The 18,910-nt window shown below is 48.2% G+C and carries 18 protein-coding genes; 6 read left to right on the plus strand and 12 right to left on the minus strand.

All coding sequences use genetic code 11. The features are described 5' to 3' along the window. The first annotated feature begins 53 nt into the window (after window positions 1-53). The gene (gene fieF, locus L8G48_RS09265; RefSeq protein ID WP_248264327.1) at window positions 54-983 is read left to right on the plus strand and encodes a cation efflux pump FieF; all 930 of its coding nucleotides are present in this window, start codon (window positions 54-56) and stop codon (window positions 981-983) included. Here fieF and L8G48_RS09270 read toward each other — a convergent pair. The 6 genes from L8G48_RS09270 to glnA form a co-directional block, all read right to left on the minus strand. Continuing rightward, on the minus strand, window positions 973-1,974 hold the full coding sequence (locus L8G48_RS09270) for an alpha/beta hydrolase (protein ID WP_248264328.1): 1,002 nt from the start codon (window positions 1,972-1,974) through the stop codon (window positions 973-975). The genes fieF and L8G48_RS09270 overlap by 11 nt on opposite strands. Next, window positions 1,971-3,332 carry a sensor histidine kinase gene (locus tag L8G48_RS09275; protein ID WP_248264329.1) on the minus strand — a complete coding sequence of 454 codons (1,362 nt, stop codon included), beginning with the start codon at window positions 3,330-3,332 and terminating at the stop codon, window positions 1,971-1,973. The genes L8G48_RS09270 and L8G48_RS09275 overlap by 4 nt, the downstream gene beginning before the upstream one ends. Then, window positions 3,329-4,009: a response regulator transcription factor gene (locus tag L8G48_RS09280; protein WP_248264330.1), complete on the minus strand. Its 681-nt coding sequence runs from the start codon at window positions 4,007-4,009 to the stop codon at window positions 3,329-3,331. Before L8G48_RS09280 ends, L8G48_RS09275 begins: the two co-directional genes overlap by 4 nt. 75 nt (window positions 4,010-4,084) lie before the next feature. After that, entirely contained in the window at window positions 4,085-5,491 is a 1,407-nt protein-coding gene (ntrC, locus tag L8G48_RS09285; RefSeq protein ID WP_248264331.1) for a nitrogen regulation protein NR(I), read from the minus strand. Next, window positions 5,481-6,599, minus strand: a complete 1,119-nt coding sequence (gene glnL / locus L8G48_RS09290; protein ID WP_248264332.1) for a nitrogen regulation protein NR(II) — start codon at window positions 6,597-6,599, stop codon at window positions 5,481-5,483. The genes ntrC and glnL overlap by 11 nt, the downstream gene beginning before the upstream one ends. Before the next feature lie 24 nt (window positions 6,600-6,623). Next, entirely contained in the window at window positions 6,624-8,033 is a 1,410-nt protein-coding gene (gene glnA, locus L8G48_RS09295) for a glutamate--ammonia ligase (protein WP_248264333.1), read from the minus strand. Window positions 8,034-8,337: 304 nt separating this feature from the next. Here glnA and typA point away from each other — a divergent pair, with 304 nt between their 5' ends. Then, window positions 8,338-10,179 (plus strand): translational GTPase TypA, encoded by a 1,842-nt coding sequence (gene typA, locus L8G48_RS09300; RefSeq protein WP_248264334.1) that lies wholly within the window; start codon window positions 8,338-8,340, stop codon window positions 10,177-10,179. Between the two features lie 80 nt (window positions 10,180-10,259). Here the strand turns inward: typA and trhA are convergent, their stop codons facing one another. Both trhA and L8G48_RS09310 read right to left on the minus strand, forming a co-directional pair. Then, window positions 10,260-10,925, minus strand: a complete 666-nt coding sequence (trhA, locus tag L8G48_RS09305; protein ID WP_248264335.1) for a PAQR family membrane homeostasis protein TrhA — start codon at window positions 10,923-10,925, stop codon at window positions 10,260-10,262. Then, entirely contained in the window at window positions 10,922-11,203 is a 282-nt protein-coding gene (locus L8G48_RS09310; RefSeq protein ID WP_153850151.1) for a DUF3081 domain-containing protein, read from the minus strand. Before L8G48_RS09310 ends, trhA begins: the two co-directional genes overlap by 4 nt. Window positions 11,204-11,386: 183 nt before the next feature. On the opposite strand from L8G48_RS09310, the gene L8G48_RS09315 reads away from it, so the two are divergent. Continuing rightward, window positions 11,387-12,016 carry a TetR family transcriptional regulator gene (locus L8G48_RS09315; RefSeq protein ID WP_248264336.1) on the plus strand — a complete coding sequence of 210 codons (630 nt, stop codon included), beginning with the start codon at window positions 11,387-11,389 and terminating at the stop codon, window positions 12,014-12,016. Here L8G48_RS09315 and L8G48_RS09320 read toward each other — a convergent pair. Both L8G48_RS09320 and L8G48_RS09325 read right to left on the minus strand, forming a co-directional pair. Beyond that, window positions 12,005-12,511, minus strand: coding sequence for an NADPH-dependent FMN reductase (locus L8G48_RS09320; RefSeq protein WP_248264337.1), 507 nt, complete (start codon window positions 12,509-12,511; stop codon window positions 12,005-12,007). The genes L8G48_RS09315 and L8G48_RS09320 overlap by 12 nt on opposite strands. Window positions 12,512-12,617: 106 nt before the next feature. After that, entirely contained in the window at window positions 12,618-13,337 is a 720-nt protein-coding gene (locus L8G48_RS09325) for an SDR family NAD(P)-dependent oxidoreductase (RefSeq protein ID WP_248264338.1), read from the minus strand. A 69-nt stretch (window positions 13,338-13,406) separates the two neighbouring features. Between L8G48_RS09325 and L8G48_RS09330 the strand changes: the two genes are divergently transcribed. From L8G48_RS09330 to L8G48_RS09340, 3 genes are read left to right on the plus strand one after another with little or no spacing between them, the layout of a single operon-like run. Then, window positions 13,407-14,261: a virulence factor BrkB family protein gene (locus tag L8G48_RS09330; RefSeq protein ID WP_248264339.1), complete on the plus strand. Its 855-nt coding sequence runs from the start codon at window positions 13,407-13,409 to the stop codon at window positions 14,259-14,261. 54 nt (window positions 14,262-14,315) lie between these two features. Next, window positions 14,316-14,753 (plus strand): D-aminoacyl-tRNA deacylase, encoded by a 438-nt coding sequence (dtd, locus tag L8G48_RS09335; RefSeq protein WP_248264340.1) that lies wholly within the window; start codon window positions 14,316-14,318, stop codon window positions 14,751-14,753. 5 nt (window positions 14,754-14,758) lie between these two features. Next, on the plus strand, window positions 14,759-15,661 hold the full coding sequence (locus L8G48_RS09340) for a bifunctional GNAT family N-acetyltransferase/hotdog fold thioesterase (RefSeq protein ID WP_248264341.1): 903 nt from the start codon (window positions 14,759-14,761) through the stop codon (window positions 15,659-15,661). 30 nt (window positions 15,662-15,691) lie between these two features. On the opposite strand, the gene hutH is transcribed toward L8G48_RS09340, so the two are convergent. Together hutH and hutU are read right to left on the minus strand one after the other, a co-directional pair. Further along, window positions 15,692-17,221 (minus strand): histidine ammonia-lyase, encoded by a 1,530-nt coding sequence (gene hutH, locus L8G48_RS09345; protein ID WP_248264342.1) that lies wholly within the window; start codon window positions 17,219-17,221, stop codon window positions 15,692-15,694. A 9-nt stretch (window positions 17,222-17,230) separates the two neighbouring features. Beyond that, a complete protein-coding gene (gene hutU / locus L8G48_RS09350; protein WP_248264343.1) occupies window positions 17,231-18,907 on the minus strand; it encodes a urocanate hydratase in 1,677 nt (558 codons plus the stop codon). Window positions 18,908-18,910 lie beyond the last annotated feature (3 nt).

An 18,910-nucleotide genomic window follows, 5' to 3' on the forward strand; every position in this document is an offset into this window, starting at 1 on the left:
GCCGTTTTCATCGTTTCAGTAAAAGCGGTAGAATAGCAGAATATATTTTATAAATGTGTATCGGTGCTGTGGTAAACCAGAAAAACTATCAACAAAATTATGCTTTTTGGGTGAGGCTGGCCAGTATGGCATCGGTTGTCGTAGCTGTGATCCTTATCAGCATTAAGCTGTTTGCCTGGTTCCAGACTGAATCGGCCAGTATGCTTGCCTCTTTAACGGATTCAATATTAGACAGCGGTGCTTCCATATTCAGCTTTTTTGCTATTCGTTATGCCTTACAACCAGCCGACGAAGAACATCGGTTTGGACATGGCAAAGCAGAATCACTGGCTGCTTTAGCGCAAAGCGCTTTTATTTCCGGTTCCAGCATGTTGCTCATTTTTCACAGCGTACAACAGTTTATACAAGGTGGCAGCGTACCTAAAGTGGGTTATGGTATTGCTGTTTCCGCCATTGCTATTGTCATTACCTTTGTGTTGATTGTTATTCAGCGCATGGCAATACGACGCACCAACTCGCAGGCTGTTCAGGCCGACAACCTTCATTATCAATCTGACATTTTACTGAATTTAGCCGTTATTGTTGCCTTGGTTCTCAGCAGCTACGGTTGGCTTTGGGCTGACAGCATTTTTGCTATGGGCATTGCGGTATATCTTATCATCGGTGCTATTCGTATTGGCTGGAGTGCTTTTCAGGCACTCATGGATCGCGAGTTATCAGAAGAGCTACAAGAGCAAATTGGTAATCTCACTATGGCAGTGGAAGGTGTCAGAGGTTTTCATGGTCTGCGTACGAGAGAAGCGGGCCCGGTGCGGTTTATTCAATTACACATTGAACTGGCTAACGAGTTATCCTTATTACGCGCTCACGCCATTGCCGACGATGTTGAGGCTCAGCTTATGAAGGCTTTTCCGGGAGCGGACATTATTGTTCACATGGATCCTGAAATAGTCGCGGTAGTTGAGGGGTCACTTAAACGTTAGCCAGTTCACGAGTTTCCTGAATAATGGCATCCAGCACCGGCTGACGAAACTTATCCGCTTCCATCATCAGCTCGTGATAAGCACCCTCAATTTTTTCGTATTTAAAGTCATCCCGGGTTACCATTTCGAGCACTTTTTTCTGCCCGGAAGCAGACACGACTTTATCGTTACCCGCCTGAAACAGGAGAACCGGAATGCTGATGTCATTAGCCAGCTTCTGCGCTTTCATTGCCGCACTAACGGCCTCATACAACCAGTTGAAGGTAGGGCCTCCTAATTGCATCTCGGTCATATTATCGTATGCGCTACGAAAGGCTTGATAACGTTGTTGGCTGTGGGTCAGAACATTGTCTGAAAAGGGAACAGCCTGATAGTCACCCATACCGAAAAAATACCAGGGCTTTGCTACATAGCGGTTAAGCCAGGCTCCCACTGCCACAACCCCTCGCGCCAGCCAATAAGGTACCGCCCCCGTCTCAATCGAAAACATCGGCGCGGAAAGTATCAGTTTACGGTAAGGGTGTTGGTAAGTAGCGCAGTAAATAGTCGCTATAGTGCCACCCATAGAATGAGAAAACAGAGTTTTGGGTACGGTGCCCAATAACCTCGTTAACTGGTCGCTAAAGTCCGCAAAATCTCTGACAAAATCGTTAAAATTTTCTACGTGTCCCTGATGAGGGTTTTGCGTTAAGCGTGCGGATAACCCCTGGCCGCGATGGTCCAGTGCAGCAACAGAAAAACCCTGTTGCGCCAGTTCCAAGAACAATTCCTCATATTTAAGCGCGGATTCAATCCGGCCCGGAGCAATAACGACCAGCGGTGCTTCAGCGCTATGCTGATAGTAGGCATAGTGCAGCTGAATGCCATCGAATGCGGTGAAATACTCAGAAATAACATGCTGTTCCCAGAAGAGTTTTACCTGGGTTTTGAAAAACGTCTGCCACTCAGGGGTGTCATCGGCAGGTCGCTGTTGTTTGTCTGGTTGCTTCATTCTGTCTGCTCAGGCTGACTTTTGGGTAAGTCTAACACGACTTCCAGCCCCCCTTCAGAATGATTACTGGCTTTTAACTCACCCCCTAAAACAGCGGCGGTGCGATGGCTCAAAGCCAGCCCCAGACCAACACCTGCTTTATGGTGACGCGCCGGGTCGCCACGGTAAAATGGCACAAAAAGTGTATCCAGGGTGCTTTCATCAACGCCGGGACCATGGTCCCGAATGTAAATTTGACACTTATCACCATAGTCATCATATGACAATTCAACGTCACCATCGGTGTAATGTAGTGCGTTACGAACAATATTCTCCAATACCAGCCTGAGCAATTCCGCATCGGTATCAATAACAGGCCAGTTACTGCCTTCTTGCACCAGCCGTTCGCTGACTGCAGGTTCCTGGTAGCACATATCACCGATAAGCTGCTGCACGAGCTCACCACTGTCTAAACTTTCATGATTCAGTTCAACTAAACCATTTTCCAACCGTGACAACGACAAAATACGTTCAATAATCACGCTGAGACGTTCAGTGTCCCGCCGTAATTGCTGCCAGTTGGGGTCATCTTCGCTGCAGTCGCTTAAATCTAATGCAACCTGCATACGGGCCATAGGTGAACGTAACTCATGCGACACATCGCTTAATAAACGTCGCTGGGCATCACGGGACGTCGCTAAGTCAAAGGCTCCCTGCGCTAAAGCCCGTGCCAGCTCACCAATTTCATCACCGCGCTTAGGTAAGCGTTTTAGTTCAGGTGTCGCGCTGCCCTCAGCCACTTCCCGCATGGCCAGAGTCATCCTGCGTATAGGTCGAATTAGCCATATACCCAACAGCACGGCAAGTAATCCGCTGCCGACCAGCAAAGTCAGTATACGCGCATGTGTTGATTCTCTTTCCCGCTGTTCACGGTCAACTTGCTCTTCAATGCCTAAGGGTTTAGTGACCAGTATTTTATTCCCATCCAGTTCAAACGGGCCCATTAATAAACGTTCATCAAGAGGAATTTGTTGGGGGGACTTCTGACTCAGCATACGAAGCAAGGTGGAACCATGACTGACGCGTAGCATCTCATCCATTAGTAGCTTTTCGTTGCCTTGAACAGATAACTGCGCCGCAACGCGGTAGTTACCGGCAATTAGCCGGCCGGGCTGCAACGACAGGAAGGTTGTTGCATCGCTCAATAATGGCTGCAATATTTGATAAATTTCCGGCTCCAGCGGCTTTAACTCTGCTTTTGGTTTATTCCACACCGCCAGTAAATAGCCGCTGGCCGCTGTGACCAACAACAACGCCCAGAAAATAAAAAGTAATCTTAGGGTAAGCGATCGATACCATCGCGTACGCCGCTGCTTCATAAACTTGCAATCAGTCTGTAGCCACGACCACGTATGGTTTGAATACGGTCAGGTTTAGTCGGAAACTTCTTGCGGATGTTACTAATGTGAACGTCTAAGCTGCGATCAAAAGGCTCCATTTTACGTCCCAGTGCTGCAACTGACAGTTGATCTTTACTGACCATTTGACCCGCTTGCTGCATTAAACAACGCAAAATATCGAACTCGGTTGGTGTCAGTATCAGTTCAGCATCATCGCACTTTACATCGGTTGTCGCCGGATCCAATACAATACCGCACACGGTTAAACTTTCGTTTTGCATGGTGGTATTAGGGGTACGGCGCAGTAAAGCTCTTACCCGGGCAATCAGTTCCCGCGGGTTAAAAGGCTTGGGAAGGTAATCATCGGCGCCCAGTTCCAGACCCATAACGCGGTCGTCATCGTCGCCCCGGGCTGTCAGCATAAGCACAGCGGTATCCCGGTGTTGCTGACGTAACCGTTGTAACAGTTGCATGCCGTCAATACCCGGCAACATAACGTCCAGCAAAATTAACTCATAATCGCCATTAAGCGCTTTATCAAGGCCGGTCACACCATCTTCAGCAACACTTAGGTCCACAGATTCACGTTTAAATAATTCTGTCAGCATGACAGACATTTCAGTATCGTCGTCAATGAGTAGTACGGAATGTCTCATAACTTGTTGTTCTCTTTTGAAATAAATCCATGATCCAAAAAGCCGGGATTGGATACGACCTTCTTTACACAACTTTTACTGTAGCAGAATTTTCAATTTTCTGGTTAAGGTATTCCTTCCCCAGCCCAACCAAGCCGCTGCTTTTTGCTTATGTCCGGAAAAGCGATTTAAGGCGGTTTGCAGTGCAATTTTCTCCAGCTGTTGCTGATAACGCTGCAAGACATCCTGAGATGCGAGCGGCTGCTGTTCCAGCTCTGTTTGGAAACAGTACAGCCAGTTAGTTCCATCGCCCGCCTGTGTCGAAACGGACTCAGCTGGCAGTAAGATATCTTCAGGCAACTCATTAACACGGATTTGTTGTCCGGGAGCCATTACGGTTAACCAACGACAGGTGTTTTCCAATTGTCTGACATTACCCGGCCAGGTGTAACTTTTTAATTGGCTAACTGATTCATTTAATAGTGCTTTTGGCGTCACTTCTAACTCTTCAGCTGATTTTTTAAGGAAATGCTTTGCCAGAGTCGAAATATCTTCCTTACGTTCCCGCAACGGAGGCAGCCTTAATCGAATCACGTTTAAACGGTGATAGAGGTCGTCCCTGAACTTGCCCTGATTCACTAATGCTTCAAGCTCCCTGTGAGTAGCGGCAATAACACGAACATCAACCTTGATCGGCTGATGCGCCCCCACCGAATAAAACTGTCCTTCGGCTAAAACTCTTAACAGACGCGTTTGAACCGATAATGGCATATCGCCAATTTCGTCTAAGAACAAAGTTCCGCCATCCGCCTGTTGAAAACGACCGATGCGTTTACGGTCAGCTCCGGTAAATGCGCCGCGCTCATGCCCAAACAACTCCGATTCAATTAAATCAGCCGGAATAGCCGCCATATTAAGTGCAATAAATGGCTTATCGGAACGGGGGCTGTGCTTATGCAAAGCGCGTGCGACAACTTCTTTACCGGTACCGGTTTCTCCGGTCAGTAATACACTGACGCTGGAACCAGACAGCCGCCCGATGGCACGGAAAACATCCTGCATGGGGGCGGCTTCACCAATAAGCTCAGGTACTGAGTCTTGCTCAGTTTCAGCAGGCAAAGAATCACTTTGCCTGCCATGCTGTAGAGCCCGGTCAACCGCGGTTATGGCCTCATCAATATCAAAAGGTTTTGCCAGATACTCAAACGCGCCGCCCTGAAAGGCTTTTACGGTGGTTTCTAAGTCAGAATGCGCTGTCATCACTACCACAGGCAGATGCGGCTGCTCCTGCTGCAGTTTATCCAGCACCGCCAGACCATCTTTTCCCGGCATCCGAATATCAGTCAACACCACACTGGGTTTGTCATGTTTAAGTGCTGCAAAAAAGTCTTCTCCATGCTCAAAGCTGCGCACTTGGTAACGACTGTCTGCAAATGCTTTTTCGAGCACCCAACGGATAGAATCATCGTCGTCAATGATCCATAACTGAGCATTATTGGTCATTGTTCACCTCAAAACCCTTCTCTGAAATATAAGGCAAATACACTGAAAATTGCGTCTTTCCAGGACTGGAATCAAAATCAATTTTACCTTTGTGCTGATGCACTAAATTTTGTGCCAATGACAAGCCCAGACCGGTGCCCTCGGCACGCCCACTGATCAACGGATAAAATAATGTGTCATGCAGCTCCGCAGGTATACCCGGGCCATTATCCGTTATTGTCACTACTGCACATTGCCGGTAGCGCTGACCAAACAGCGTTAGCTGATGCTCGACCCGTGTTTTGAATACAATAGTTCCTTCGCCGGACATTGCCTGTGCTGCATTCTGCGCAATATTCAGGAACACCTGCTCACAGGCTTCTGCAACCACCTCAATGTCGGGCAAAGACGGATCATAGTCCCTGATAAGCTTCAGTGAGTCACCGTATTCATACATCAACGTCCGGGCAACTCGCTCCAGCACCTCGTGAATGTTAGTTTCCCGGGACTCCCCCCGTTTAGCGGGGCCTAATAACCTATCAACCAGATAACGCAGCCGATCAGACTGACTGATAATAAGATCCGTGTACTCGGTTAAGCTTTTATCCGGTAGCTGCCTTGCCAATAACTGCGCCGCACCGCGCAAACCACCCAGCGGATTCTTTATTTCATGCGCCATACCGCGCAACAAATGCTGAGTCGCAAACAACTGATTACGTTGCTGATCTTCCTTGTTTATGCGGCGTAACTGGTCTACTTGTTTTAATTCCAGTAGCAACGCCCGCCCAAATTCCTTGTCGACCGTCTGAATACTGGTCTCCGCCCGAATGTCATGCCCCGAATGCAAGGCGAACTGAACCTCTGCATTTAGCACGGTTTGCTCACTATTCAGACAGTCCTTCAGTGTTTCTGAGGCCAGAGAACATTGGTAAAAAGCCGCCGTAAAAGGCTCACCCAGCAAGCGTTTTGCACTGTGATCCAGTAACGATTCAGCGGATGAGTTGACGTAACGAATGGTCAGGCGATCATCAAGGATGAGTATGCCTGTGAGTAGTTGGTTAAGTAGCGCGCTATCGGTCACGAAGGCAGGATAAGTTACGCACCAAGTTGGTGCAACCGGGTAAGGCAAGACACCTTACCCGGCCAATAACCATTAAACGCTGTAGTACATATCGAATTCTACCGGGTGGGTAGTCTTCTTCAGTGTTTCTACTTCGTTGTACTTAAGATCGATGTACGCATCAATCATGTCGTCATCCATAACACCGCCTTGCTTGAGAAACTCGCGATCTTTGTCCAGAGCTTCCAGCGCCATTTCTAACGAGTCACAAACGGTAGGAATATCCTTCGCTTCTTCTGGCGGCAGATTGTATAAATCTTTGTCCATAGCATCGCCTGGGTGGATCTTGTTGCGAATTCCGTCAAGGCCCGCCATTAACAATGCCGTAAAGGCCAGGTATGGGTTCGCACTTGGGTCAGGGAAACGTACTTCAATACGGCGCCCTTTCGCACTGGAGACCAACGGAATACGAATAGACGCTGAGCGGTTACGGGCTGAATAAGCCAGCATAACCGGTGCTTCAAAACCAGGAACCAGACGCTTGTACGAGTTAGTGGATGCGTTAGCAAAAGCGTTAATGGCACGCGCATGCTTGATAATACCGCCAATGTAGTACAACGCCGTTTCGCTTAAGCCCGCGTACTGGTCACCGGCAAATAAGTTCTCGCCACCTTTATTCAGTGACATATGTACGTGCATACCGGAACCGTTATCACCCACCAGCGGTTTCGGCATAAAGGTTGCCGTCATGCCATAAGATTGCGCAACGTTATGCACAACATACTTATACATTTGCAGCTCATCGGCTTTCTTCGTCAGGCAGTTAAAGCGGGTAGCCACTTCGTTTTGGCCGGCCGTTGCCACTTCGTGGTGGTGAGCTTCAACCACCATACCCATATCTTCCATCACCAGGCTCATAGTGCCACGAATATCATGGCCGGAATCAACCGGAGGTACCGGGAAATAACCGCCTTTTACGTCAGGACGGTGAGCCAGGTTACCTTCTGAATATTCACGGCCAGAGTTCCATTTTGCTTCTTCCGCATCAATTTTGTAGAACGAACCGCTCATATCGGTGTGGAAACGGACATCATTAAACAGGAAGAATTCAGGTTCTGGCCCAAAGTAGGCGTCGTCAGCAATGCCGGACGAGCGCAGGAAATCTTCCGCGCGTTTAGCAATTGAGCGCGGATCACGGCTATAGCCTTGCATGGTTTCGGGCTCGAGAATGTCACAACGCACATTCAGAGTGATTTCATCGGTAAAAGGATCCAGCACAGCAGATTCATTGTCTGGCATCAGCACCATGTCTGATTCGTTAATACCTTTCCAGCCGGAAATGGATGAACCATCAAACATTTTGCCTTCTTCAAAGAAGTCTTCATCGATTTGCGACACCGGAATAGTGACGTGTTGTTCTTTACCTTTTGTATCGGTAAAACGTAAGTCGACGAATTTTACGTCGTGTTCTTTGATGGTATCGACAATCTTATTAACTGACATGTTGTCCTCCGTAGACAGTGTCTAAAAATACAATCTAAGTATAGCAAAGCCTGTGCCAACTAATTTTCCTTATACATTTCAAAAGGTTAATTTTATTAGTTGTGGATTTTTAAAATTAATATGCACCAGTATAGCGCATCGCGCACAAAATTAGTGCATTATTAAAAAGAGTAACATTAAGAGTACGGCGAACAAAAAACAATCAGGCCTTTCTTAATTCGACTCAAAAAGGTAGAATACGCCGCTATTTTTCATAAAACCCCTTGGACGGGTTTCACTCCCGGACAACTACAGGCAGTTCTTAATGACAATTCAGGTATTTGATATAGAAAAACTTCGCAACATCGCGATCATCGCTCACGTTGACCATGGTAAAACCACCCTCGTTGACAAGCTGTTACAACAATCCGGCACGTTAGAAAGCCGTGGTGAGATAGAAGATCGTATTATGGATTCCAACGATCTTGAAAAAGAACGTGGTATTACCATTCTCGCCAAAAACACAGCGGTTAACTGGCAGGATTACCGCATTAACATTCTGGACACGCCAGGACACGCCGATTTCGGTGGTGAGGTTGAACGCGTACTTTCTATGGCAGACTCGGTATTGTTAGTGGTTGACGCCGTTGACGGGCCTATGCCGCAAACTCGATTTGTCACGCAAAAAGCTTTCTCTCACGGTTTGAACCCTATTTTGGTGATTAACAAAGTTGACCGTCCCGGTGCTCGTCCTGACTGGGTCATGGATCAGGTGTTCGACTTATTTGATAATCTGGGCGCTACTGACGAACAGCTGGACTTTCCGGTCGTTTACGCATCGGCGCTTAATGGCTGGGCATCTCTGGATATCGAAGATCAGGATGGCGACATGACGCCATTGTTCGAAACTATCGTAAACCAGGTGAGTCACCCGGATGCAGACCCTGAAAGTGACCTGCAAATGCAGGTGTCACAGCTGGATTACTCAAGCTACTTAGGCGTTATTGGTATTGGCCGTGTTACCCGCGGTAGCGTTAAAGTTAACCAGCCGGTCACTATTGTTGGCGCCGACGGCAAAGAGCGCAATGGTAAAGTCGGTAAAGTCTTCAGCTATTTAGGGCTGGATCGCATCGAAGCGGACAAAGCTGCTGCAGGTGATATCTGCGCTATTACCGGTCTGGGTGAGTTGAAAATCTCCGACACCGTTTGTGCCGTGGGCGAAGCTGAAGCTATGACGCCTCTGACCGTTGACGAGCCTACGGTTACTATGACTTTCCAAGTCAACACCTCGCCGTTTGCCGGTAAAGAAGGTAAATTTGTCACCTCTCGCCAAATTCTTGAGCGTTTACAGCAAGAGCTGGTTCACAACGTGGCATTACGCGTTGAAGAAACAGACAACCCGGATCGCTTCCGTGTATCTGGCCGTGGTGAGCTTCACTTAGGTGTGCTTATTGAAAACATGCGTCGTGAAGGTTTTGAATTAGCCGTTTCTCGTCCAGAAGTTATTCTGAAAGAAGAAGATGGTCAGAAATTAGAGCCCTACGAAACGATGACGGTGGATATTGAAGAGCAGCATCAGGGTTCTGTCATGGAGAAATTAGGCCTTCGTAAAGCTGAAATGACCAACATGACGCCAGATGGCAAAGGCCGCGTTCGCATTGACTTTGAAGTGCCGAGCCGTGGTTTGATTGGGTTCCAGACAGAGTTCATGACACTGACCTCAGGTACCGGCCTTATGTACCACACCTTTGACCATTACGGCCCGCACAAAGGCGGCACTATTGGCCAACGCGTCAACGGTGTACTGATTTCTAACGCGCAGGGTAAATCACTGACCTATTCGTTATTTAACCTGCAAGAACGCGGTAAGTTATTTGCATCGCATGGTGATGAAGTTTATGAAGGTCAGATTATCGGTATTCATAACCGTTCAAATGACCTGACCGTAAACTGCCTGAAAGGTAAGCAGCTGACTAACGTTCGTGCTTCTGGTACAGATGAAGCGCAAACCTTAAGTACACCGATTCGTTTGACTCTGGAACAAGCACTGGAATTTATCAACGATGATGAACTGGTTGAGGTAACGCCACAATCTATTCGTATCCGTAAACGTGCTTTAACAGAAAACGATCGTAAACGTTTAGGCCGTGAGCCGAAAAACGCATAAGGGTTTCAAAAACTCTTATCAAAAAAGCCCGCTTTGATAACCGAAGCGGGCTTTTTTATATCTGAAGCTTAATTAAAAAGTCATCTTACGCTAAGCAACTCCGGTTGCGGCAGAACGAAATAAAAGATAGAAAAGAAATGGAACACACTGCCAGCCAAAACAAATAAATGCCAGATGGCATGGTGATACGGCAATGAACTCCAGACATAAAAAATAACGCCAAACGTGTAAGCTAAACCGCCGGCGACAAGTAACATTAAACCACCGGTATCCACGTTATCGATCATCGGGTTAATAGCAATAACAGCCATCCATCCCATACCAAGATAAAGGCTAAGCGATAGCCATTGTGCCCGCTTTTTCATAGAAAGCTCAACCACTACCCCCACCAGGGCAATGCCCCAGGCAACACCCAACAGTGTCCAACCCCAGGGACCGCGCAAATTAATGAGCGCAAAAGGGGTATAGGTACCGGCAATCAAAACATAAATAGCCGCATGATCAAGCTGCTGAAACATCGCTTTGACCCTTGGCCACGGAAACGCATGGTAAAGTGTGGATGCGGTATACAGCAGAATAAGGCTTGCACCGTAAACACTGACGGCGACAACATGAAATATATTACCGTATGCCGATGTCCATACCAGCATAATAACCAAAGCAACAATGCTTAAAACTGCGCCAACGCCATGAGTCAGCGCGTGGGCCACTTCTTCCATTGCCGTATAGGCTTTATGCTGGCTCATCCTCTTTCCAGTCCTGGTGTTTCATAACCTTTACTGATGTTTTTAAGTGCCCGTATAAATTGGTCGTACTGTCGTTCATTATCGTATTTCAGGTTATACGAATTATGGAACTGCAGGGTAAGCGTAACACCATGCCCTTCCAAAAAGACGGTATAACCGTCGTGATCAGTATAAGCTTCGATACCATCTAAATAATGGCGACCCTGACGGGCTTCACCATGCGTGTGAATTTTCTCGTACGCATCCAACATCAATTTGTTATCAAGTTCGTTTTTCATCACACACCTCAGTGTCTGTTAGCAACTAAATGTATACCCTTATTATTAGGGTCGAAATGCCATTCCACAACCGCTTTTATCGAATTGTTTTGAAAACCTTGTATTAGAATATACATACATTGATGCATGATTAAACAAAAGCCGTTATAATAATGAACGAATGTTAAGAAACTGGAGCCCCAAATGGTTCGACGCACAAAAGAAGACGCAATGGAGACCCGCGCCAAGCTATTAGATGCTGCTGAGGCTTTATTCAGTGAAAATGGTGTGACTCAAACGTCTATGATGCAGGTGGCTGAAAAAGCAGGTGTCACCCGCGGTGCTATTTATCATCACTTTGAGAACAAGATGAATCTCATTGAATCGTTGATGGGGCGGGTCAAACTGCCTATTGACGAAATGCGTGAGCAAATCGCTGAAGGCTGTGAATTTGACCCTCTGGTCGAAATTAAAGAACGTTCGAAGGAATTTATCAGCCGCGTTCAAAATGATTCCCAAGTTCGTTCTCTGGCCAGTATATTACTGCATAAATGCGAGTATATTGACGAAGTAAACCCCATTAAGCTACGCCATGTTAGCGGCCGTAATGAATGTATCTGTGATATTGAAAAGCTTTTTCAGTCTGCCGTAGAAAAAGGGGATTTATCATCCACCCTGAATGCCCGAATTGCCGTGATTGGTCTTTTCTCGTTAGTCGACGGATTAATTTACAACTGGCTACTCGCGCCAGAGTATTTTCCATTAGTAGAGTACGGCAACCAGGCCATCGACAGCTACATTAACGGGCTAACACGCGAAGGCTCATTGTTCTAAAAACTGTTTTAAAAAGCTTTCATCCATTGCCGCAATAGCTTCGTCGCTGGCGTTGGGACAACTGGCGCACAAAGGAGCCGTCCAGGCCTGAACATTAGCCAGTATATCGCGCAGATGGCTTACTGCACGCAGTCCACCCAAACCACCGGGAGACGCAGCAGCCAATAGCACGGTTTTACCCGACCAGGCTTTATTATCAAGGCGCGATACCCAATCGATGGCATTTTTGATCAATGGCGAAACCGAGGAATTATACTCCGGGCTGACTAATACCACTTTTGATGCGGATTTAATTTTGTCACCGAGCTTTCTCATCGACTCAGGCACACCGTCCGCCGCTTCCAGATCACCATGGTAAATAGGCGCATCCAGTTCGTCAGCATCCATTAAATCATAACGAATACCGTGTTTATCTGCGACCTCTGCCAAACGCTGTTTGAGCTTGGCATTAAGCGAGTCTTTACGACGGCTGCCACCAATAAATAAAACGGTCATAGTTTCTCCTTAACAGTAAAAGTTAGCATTTTGCATTGCTTCAATAAAGCGGTTTGATTCAGTTACCGCCGCTCCCATGTCTTCAATCGCTACCTCATCCACTTCATCAGAAAGGTAAGCGGCTACCGTCCCAGTGCCATAAATTACCTGACTGCTCCGGTTTTAAGTTTTTCACTACTGCCACAATTCGTTCAGCGGACAGTTCAGGCGAATACAGCTTGTCGGCTGAAATTCTTTCCTGAAAAGGCGCCGATAACCGGGTGTCCGTTGTGCCCGGGTGTATCGCCGCCACAGCCAAACTCTTATGCGTACGCTTTAATTCTATCGACGCTGTTTTCAGCAACATATTTAACGCGGCTTTGCTTGACCGATAGGCGTACCAGCCGCCTAAATAATTATCTTCAATACTGCCGACTTTCGCTGATAACTGTACCCAGAAATGCGTGTTCTTTCTGTCAAGAATGGGTAAAAACGACTTCAGTATCAATAGCGGCTTTACCGCATTAACTGAAAATAACTTAGTCAGGTTATCCGCCGTAATATCCGACAGCTTTTTTTCCGGAAAAGTCTCATCGTCATGCAGCATACCTATGGTTGAGATAACCCCGGTCAACTTCTCATCGCTTTGCTTAAAGTCACTCACCCAGTCATTGAGCGAATTTTCATCGTAATCCGCTATCTGACAGTAAGTTATCTGGCCTGAATTGCAGGGTTCCACAGCCTGCCGCGATAACGCCATTATTCTCTGTTCAGGAAACTGTTTTTTTAATTCCTGAGTGATCGCCCGGCCCAGTCCACCGCCGGCACCTAATACCACTATTGCCATTTGTGCTGCTCTCTATCATGATAGTTTATACTTACCTACGTTAATAAAACTGGATTAGCTCAATACGCCATGATGCAACTTGACTGGAAATGGTACTTCGACCACACCCTGGGTTTTCTGAAATACTTTGGCCAGAGGTTTAACAGTGACAATACCAACATCACAGCCGGTTACCTGACTTATGTAAGCATGTTGTCTCTGGTTCCTTTATTGGTCGTCATGTTTACGGTTTTCTCCGCTTTTCCCATGTTTAACGAGCTAAGGGAAAACCTCGAACAGGCACTGTTTGCTAACTTGTTGCCGACATCCAGCGAACAACTGGAAGAATACCTTAACGAATTTGTCACCAACGCCTCAAAAATGACCGCCATTGGTATCGGCTTTTTGTTTGTTATTGCCATTATGCTCATGTCAGCTATTGATAAGGCACTCAACAACATTTGGCGGGATTCCAGTAAAAGGCATTGGTTGGTCTCCTTTGCCGTTTACTGGATGTTGCTCACCTTAGGTCCTATTTTAATAGGCTCTGGTTTGGCGGCAACGTCCTATTTTATCTCACTCAGCCAGTTTGCTGATGAGTATGTTTCCGGCGTCCAGAACTTTATGTTGTGGTTTGTCCCGGTCGTCGGTTCCTTTGTATTTTTCGTGCTTATGTATCAGCTGGTACCTAATCGTCAGGTTAAGTTTGGTTACGCCGGCTTTGGTGCGGTTATTGCAGCGCTCCTGTTTGAGCTGAGTAAACAATTATTTTCTTTATACATTACCTTTTTTCCAACCTACCAGGCTATTTACGGGGCGCTGGCGACCGTCCCGATACTTATCGTCTGGATTTATCTTTCCTGGCTGATTGTGCTCATTGGAGCCGTTTTAACCGTTAGCTTAGAGGAGTATCAGTTACAACAGTGTGAGCCAAAGTCTGATTGACCTCTTTTGCTTTTTCACCGACCATAGCCGTTCTGTTTTTGAAGGGTAAGTAGCATGATAGGACTGATTCAGCGCGTTAGCCGTGCCAAGGTAACTGTTGCCAATGACATCGTCGGCTCCATCGATCACGGCCTGTTGGTTTTACTGGGCGTTGAGCATCAGGATAACGAAGCCAGTGCTGAGAAATTAGCCCGGCGTATTGCTCATTATCGTGTTTTTAGTGATGCTGAGGATAAAATGAATAACAGCGTCATTGACCAACAAGGCAAAGCACTGGTCGTTTCTCAGTTCACCCTGGCGGCCGATACCCGTAAAGGTCGCCGCCCCAGCTTTTCATCAGCCGCAACGCCCGATCAGGCTCAACATCTCTACCAAGTGTTTTGCGAAAAGATGGCAGCCCAGGGTGTCCCGGTAGAAACCGGACGTTTTGCCGCAGATATGCAAGTTGAGCTGGTTAATGACGGCCCGGTCACATTTGAATTAAAGGTATAACTGCCATGTATCGTGTTATTACACCGGAAACGGACGAACAGCTAGAGCATTATTATTACCTTCGCTGGCGAGTGTTGCGTGAGCCGTTTCAACGTCCGTTGGGTTCTGAACAAGACGAATACGATCAAGTGGGTCATCACCGCATGGTGGTGAATGAAGCCGGGGAAGCTGTTGCTGTCGGCCGGCTTCATTTCAACAGCCCGGAAGAGGCTCAAATCCGTTTTATGGCGGTTGCACCTGAATACCGGGGAGAGGGGCACGGGGTGGCTATTATCTACGCGCTGGAGCTTGCTGCGCGCAAAGAAGGTGCCACACATGTCGTGATCAACTCACGAGACAACACCATTGGCTTTTATAAAAAGTGTGGCTACGAGGTTGACGAAGAAGCCGACACCGTTAATAACCCATTGGCAGAACACCATTTACGCAAGTCTTTCACTGAGTATAACCGCATTATTTATCGGCCCGAATGGTGTGCAGAACTGCAGAAAACCTGGCAGAAAGACATTCCTATTTCCGATGCCATGGGCATTAAAATTCATCAATACACGGGGCGTGTGTTTGAAACCCGCGCAATTTTATCCCGTAATATTAATGTCCACGGAACCATGTTTGCGGGCAGTATATACTCGTTAGGCACTCTGACCTGCTGGGGACTCTTGCATTTGCAATTACTGGAGCGGGAGTTAGAAGGTTCGGTTGTGTTAGGCGATGGCAACATCCACTACCACAAACCAGTAACGCAAGAGCCCCGGGCGATAGCGCGCCTAAGTGATGTAACGGGTGACTTTTCGGCTTTAAAAGACGGTAAAAATGCTCGTCTGACTATCAAAGCGCAAATTCTTGACGAAGAGCGGCCGGTCGCTGAATTTACCGGCCGCTTTGTAGTGCTGGCTAAACGGGATTAAACCCGACACTGAGATGCCGGGCAAAGACACTTAAGATAAAATATGCGGTAGTTTCACCACTGCCGCTAATTCACCATTTTGAATCAAGTCGCTGGCTGCTTTTATGTCGGGCGCAAAATAGCGGTCTTCCGCATAATACCCAACTTGCTCACGTAAGCAGTTAAATGCCGTTTCCACTGCCGGCGCAGCTTTCAACGGACGACGGAAGTCCAGACCCTGCGCCGCTTCCAACCATTCAATGGCAATAATGTCGCTGACATTTTTCGCAATGTCGGTTAATCGGCGGGCAGCAAAAGTTGCCATTGACACATGGTCTTCCTGGTTTGCTGAAGTCGGCAGGCTGTCCACCGAAGCCGGGTGCGCCAGCGTTTTGTTCTCTGACGCCAATGCAGCTGCGGTCACCTGCGCCAGCATAAAGCCCGAGTTCACACCGCCATCGTTTACCAGGAATGCAGGCAGTTTGCTTAAGTGGCTGTCTATCAATAATGCGCTGCGGCGCTCCGACAAAGCACCGATTTCACTGGCTGCAATGGCCAGAATATCGGCCGCCATCGCCACAGGCTCAGCATGAAAGTTACCACCGGAAATAATGTCCTGTTCTTCACTGAACACCAACGGATTATCCGTTACGCCATTGGCTTCGCGCGCCAAAATACCCGACGCGTGCTCAATTTGGTCTAATACCGCGCCCATAACCTGAGGCTGACAACGCAGCGAATAGGGATCCTGAACTTTTTCGCAGTCTTCGTGATCTTTAGCTATTTCTGAGCTGTCAGTCAGCACATGGCGCAGCATTTCCGCTGTTTTAATCTGCCCCGGTTGTCCGCGCACCGCATGCACCCGTTCATCGAATGGCGCCCGTGAGCCCATGGCAGCTTCTACAGACGTTGCGCCTACTACAATGGCCGCGTGATAGTTACGCTCAATACGGAACAAACCCGCCAGCGCCAGTGCGGTAGAAGCCTGAGTGCCGTTCAATAAAGCCAGCCCCTCTTTCGGCGCCAGCTCAAACGGCTCAATGCCTGCTATTTTCAGGCCTTCCTCAGCACTAAGCACCTCACCGTTATGGCGCACAGAGCCTTCGCCGACTAAAGGCAATACCATGTGCGCTAATGGCGCTAAATCACCGGATGCGCCAACAGAACCCTTTTCGGGAATGCACGGATAGACTTCAGAATTTAACAGCTTGATTAGCGCATCAACCAGCACTTGGCGTACACCCGAATAACCACGCGATAACGAATTAATTTTCAGCAGCAGCATTAAACGTACCACCGCATCTTCCAGATAATCGCCGACGCCGGCGGCATGCGACAATACGATACGACGTTGTAAATCGGTCAGACGTTCCGGTGGAATACGGGTATTTGCTAACAGCCCAAAACCGGTGTTGATACCGTAAACCACACTCCCCTGTTGCAGCACATCGGCAACGGTTTTCGCCGAGGTCGCAATGTTGTCCTTAGCTTCATCAGAAAGCTTTAATGTCTGATGCTGATAAAACCAGTGGCGCAGTTCGCTTAGCTGCAATTTTCCTGGCTGTAATCCAAAATGACTCATGCAACCTCCTTATTTCGTATCCAGCATGGGTAAATCGAGCCCTTGTTCGCGGGCGCAGTTTTTCGCAATATCATAGCCAGCGTCGGCATGGCGCATAACGCCCGTACCCGGGTCGTTCCAAAGTACCCGGCTTAAGCGCTTATCGGCTTCTTCAGTACCGTCGGCAACAATAACCACACCGGCGTGCTGTGAGTAGCCCATACCCACACCACCACCGTGGTGCAGACTGACCCAGGTGGCTCCGCCTGCAGTGTTTAACAACGCATTCAACAGCGGCCAGTCCGATACCGCATCAGAACCGTCCTGCATGGCTTCAGTTTCGCGGTTAGGGCTGGCAACTGAGCCAGAATCCAGATGATCACGGCCAATAACCACCGGCGCTTTCAGTTCGCCGTTTTTGACCATGTCGTTAAACGCACGGGCAATACGGGCACGGTCTTTCAGGCCTATCCAGCAAATACGTGACGGTAACCCCTGAAAGCTAATGCGCTCTTTGGCCATATCCAGCCAGTTGTGTAAGTGCTCGTTATCGGGAATCAGTTCTTTCACTTTCTGGTCGGTTTTATAAATATCTTCCGGGTCACCGGAAAGCGCTACCCAACGGAATGGGCCAATGCCTTCGCAGAACAATGGCCGAATATAAGCCGGCACAAAGCCCGGGAAGTCAAAAGCGTTTGTCACACCAATATCTTTCGCCATCTGGCGAATGTTGTTGCCATAATCCAGTACCGCTGCGCCTTCCTGCTGGAAGTGCAGCATAGCGCGCACCTGCACCGCCATTGATTCTTTCGCCGCCTTTACCGTGCCGGTGGCATCGCTTTCCTGCTTCGCTTTGTATTCGTCCAGTGTCCAACCCTGGGGCAAGTAACCGTGTAGCGGGTCGTGCGCCGATGTCTGATCAGTCACCACATCTGGGGTTACGCCAAGCTCTTGCAGCTGCGCATAAACATCAGCCGCATTACCCAATAAACCCACTGAAATAGCTTCGCCTTTTGCCATGGCGTCGTTAATCAGTTTTAACGCATCATCTAAGTTAGTGGCTTTATGGTCCACATAGCCAGTACGTGACCGGAAGTCGATACGCGACTCGTCGCACTCTACCGCCAGCATACAAAAGCCAGCCATGGTAGCTGCCAATGGCTGAGCACCGCCCATACCACCCAGTCCGCCAGTGAGCACCCACTTGCCTTTAGCGTCGCCGTTAAAGTGCTGTCGCGACACCGAGCCAAAAGTTTCGTAGGTTCCCTGCACAATGCCCTGCGAACCAATGTAAATCCAGGAACCGGCGGTCATCTGGCCGTACATCATCAGGCCTTTTTTATCCAGCTCGTTAAAGTGCTCCCAGTTCGCCCATTCCGGCACCAGGTTCGAGTTTGCAATCAACACGCGTGGTGCGTCTTCATGAGTCGGGAATACACCCACCGGCTTGCCTGACTGGACCAGTAGAGATTCGTTGGGTTTTAAACGCTCTAAGGTTTCAATAATTTTGTCATAGCATTCCCAGCTGCGGGCTGCACGGCCAATACCGCCATAAACAACCAATGCCTGCGGGTGTTCCGCAACTTCATCATCCAGGTTGTTCATCAGCATGCGCTTTGCAGCTTCCACCTGCCAGTTACAAGTGGTTAGTTCGGTTCCATGTGGCGCGCTTATCTTGCGGCTTTTATCCAGACGAGTAAATGACATAGG

The organism is Idiomarina aminovorans (genome assembly GCF_023155095.1).
Taxonomy (GTDB): domain Bacteria; phylum Pseudomonadota; class Gammaproteobacteria; order Enterobacterales; family Alteromonadaceae; genus Idiomarina; species Idiomarina aminovorans.

Excerpts from the sequence above, each read along its gene's own strand:
- L8G48_RS09280 (WP_248264330.1), bottom strand. The coding sequence starts at position 4,009 with ATGAGACATTCCGTACTACTCATTGACGACGATACTGAAATGTCTGTC.
- L8G48_RS09340 (WP_248264341.1), top strand. The coding sequence starts at position 14,759 with ATGTATCGTGTTATTACACCGGAAACGGACGAACAGCTAGAGCATTAT.
- L8G48_RS09325 (WP_248264338.1), bottom strand. The coding sequence starts at position 13,337 with ATGGCAATAGTGGTATTAGGTGCCGGCGGTGGACTGGGCCGGGCGATC.
- glnA (WP_248264333.1), bottom strand. The coding sequence starts at position 8,033 with ATGTCAGTTAATAAGATTGTCGATACCATCAAAGAACACGACGTAAAA.
- fieF (WP_248264327.1), top strand. The coding sequence starts at position 54 with ATGTGTATCGGTGCTGTGGTAAACCAGAAAAACTATCAACAAAATTAT.
- L8G48_RS09330 (WP_248264339.1), top strand. The coding sequence starts at position 13,407 with ATGATGCAACTTGACTGGAAATGGTACTTCGACCACACCCTGGGTTTT.
- L8G48_RS09310 (WP_153850151.1), bottom strand. The coding sequence starts at position 11,203 with ATGAAAAACGAACTTGATAACAAATTGATGTTGGATGCGTACGAGAAA.
- L8G48_RS09275 (WP_248264329.1), bottom strand. The coding sequence starts at position 3,332 with ATGAAGCAGCGGCGTACGCGATGGTATCGATCGCTTACCCTAAGATTA.
- hutU (WP_248264343.1), bottom strand. The coding sequence starts at position 18,907 with ATGTCATTTACTCGTCTGGATAAAAGCCGCAAGATAAGCGCGCCACAT.
- typA (WP_248264334.1), top strand. The coding sequence starts at position 8,338 with ATGACAATTCAGGTATTTGATATAGAAAAACTTCGCAACATCGCGATC.
- L8G48_RS09270 (WP_248264328.1), bottom strand. The coding sequence starts at position 1,974 with ATGAAGCAACCAGACAAACAACAGCGACCTGCCGATGACACCCCTGAG.
- dtd (WP_248264340.1), top strand. The coding sequence starts at position 14,316 with ATGATAGGACTGATTCAGCGCGTTAGCCGTGCCAAGGTAACTGTTGCC.
- hutH (WP_248264342.1), bottom strand. The coding sequence starts at position 17,221 with ATGAGTCATTTTGGATTACAGCCAGGAAAATTGCAGCTAAGCGAACTG.
- trhA (WP_248264335.1), bottom strand. The coding sequence starts at position 10,925 with ATGAGCCAGCATAAAGCCTATACGGCAATGGAAGAAGTGGCCCACGCG.
- L8G48_RS09320 (WP_248264337.1), bottom strand. The coding sequence starts at position 12,511 with ATGACCGTTTTATTTATTGGTGGCAGCCGTCGTAAAGACTCGCTTAAT.
- L8G48_RS09315 (WP_248264336.1), top strand. The coding sequence starts at position 11,387 with ATGGTTCGACGCACAAAAGAAGACGCAATGGAGACCCGCGCCAAGCTA.
- ntrC (WP_248264331.1), bottom strand. The coding sequence starts at position 5,491 with ATGACCAATAATGCTCAGTTATGGATCATTGACGACGATGATTCTATC.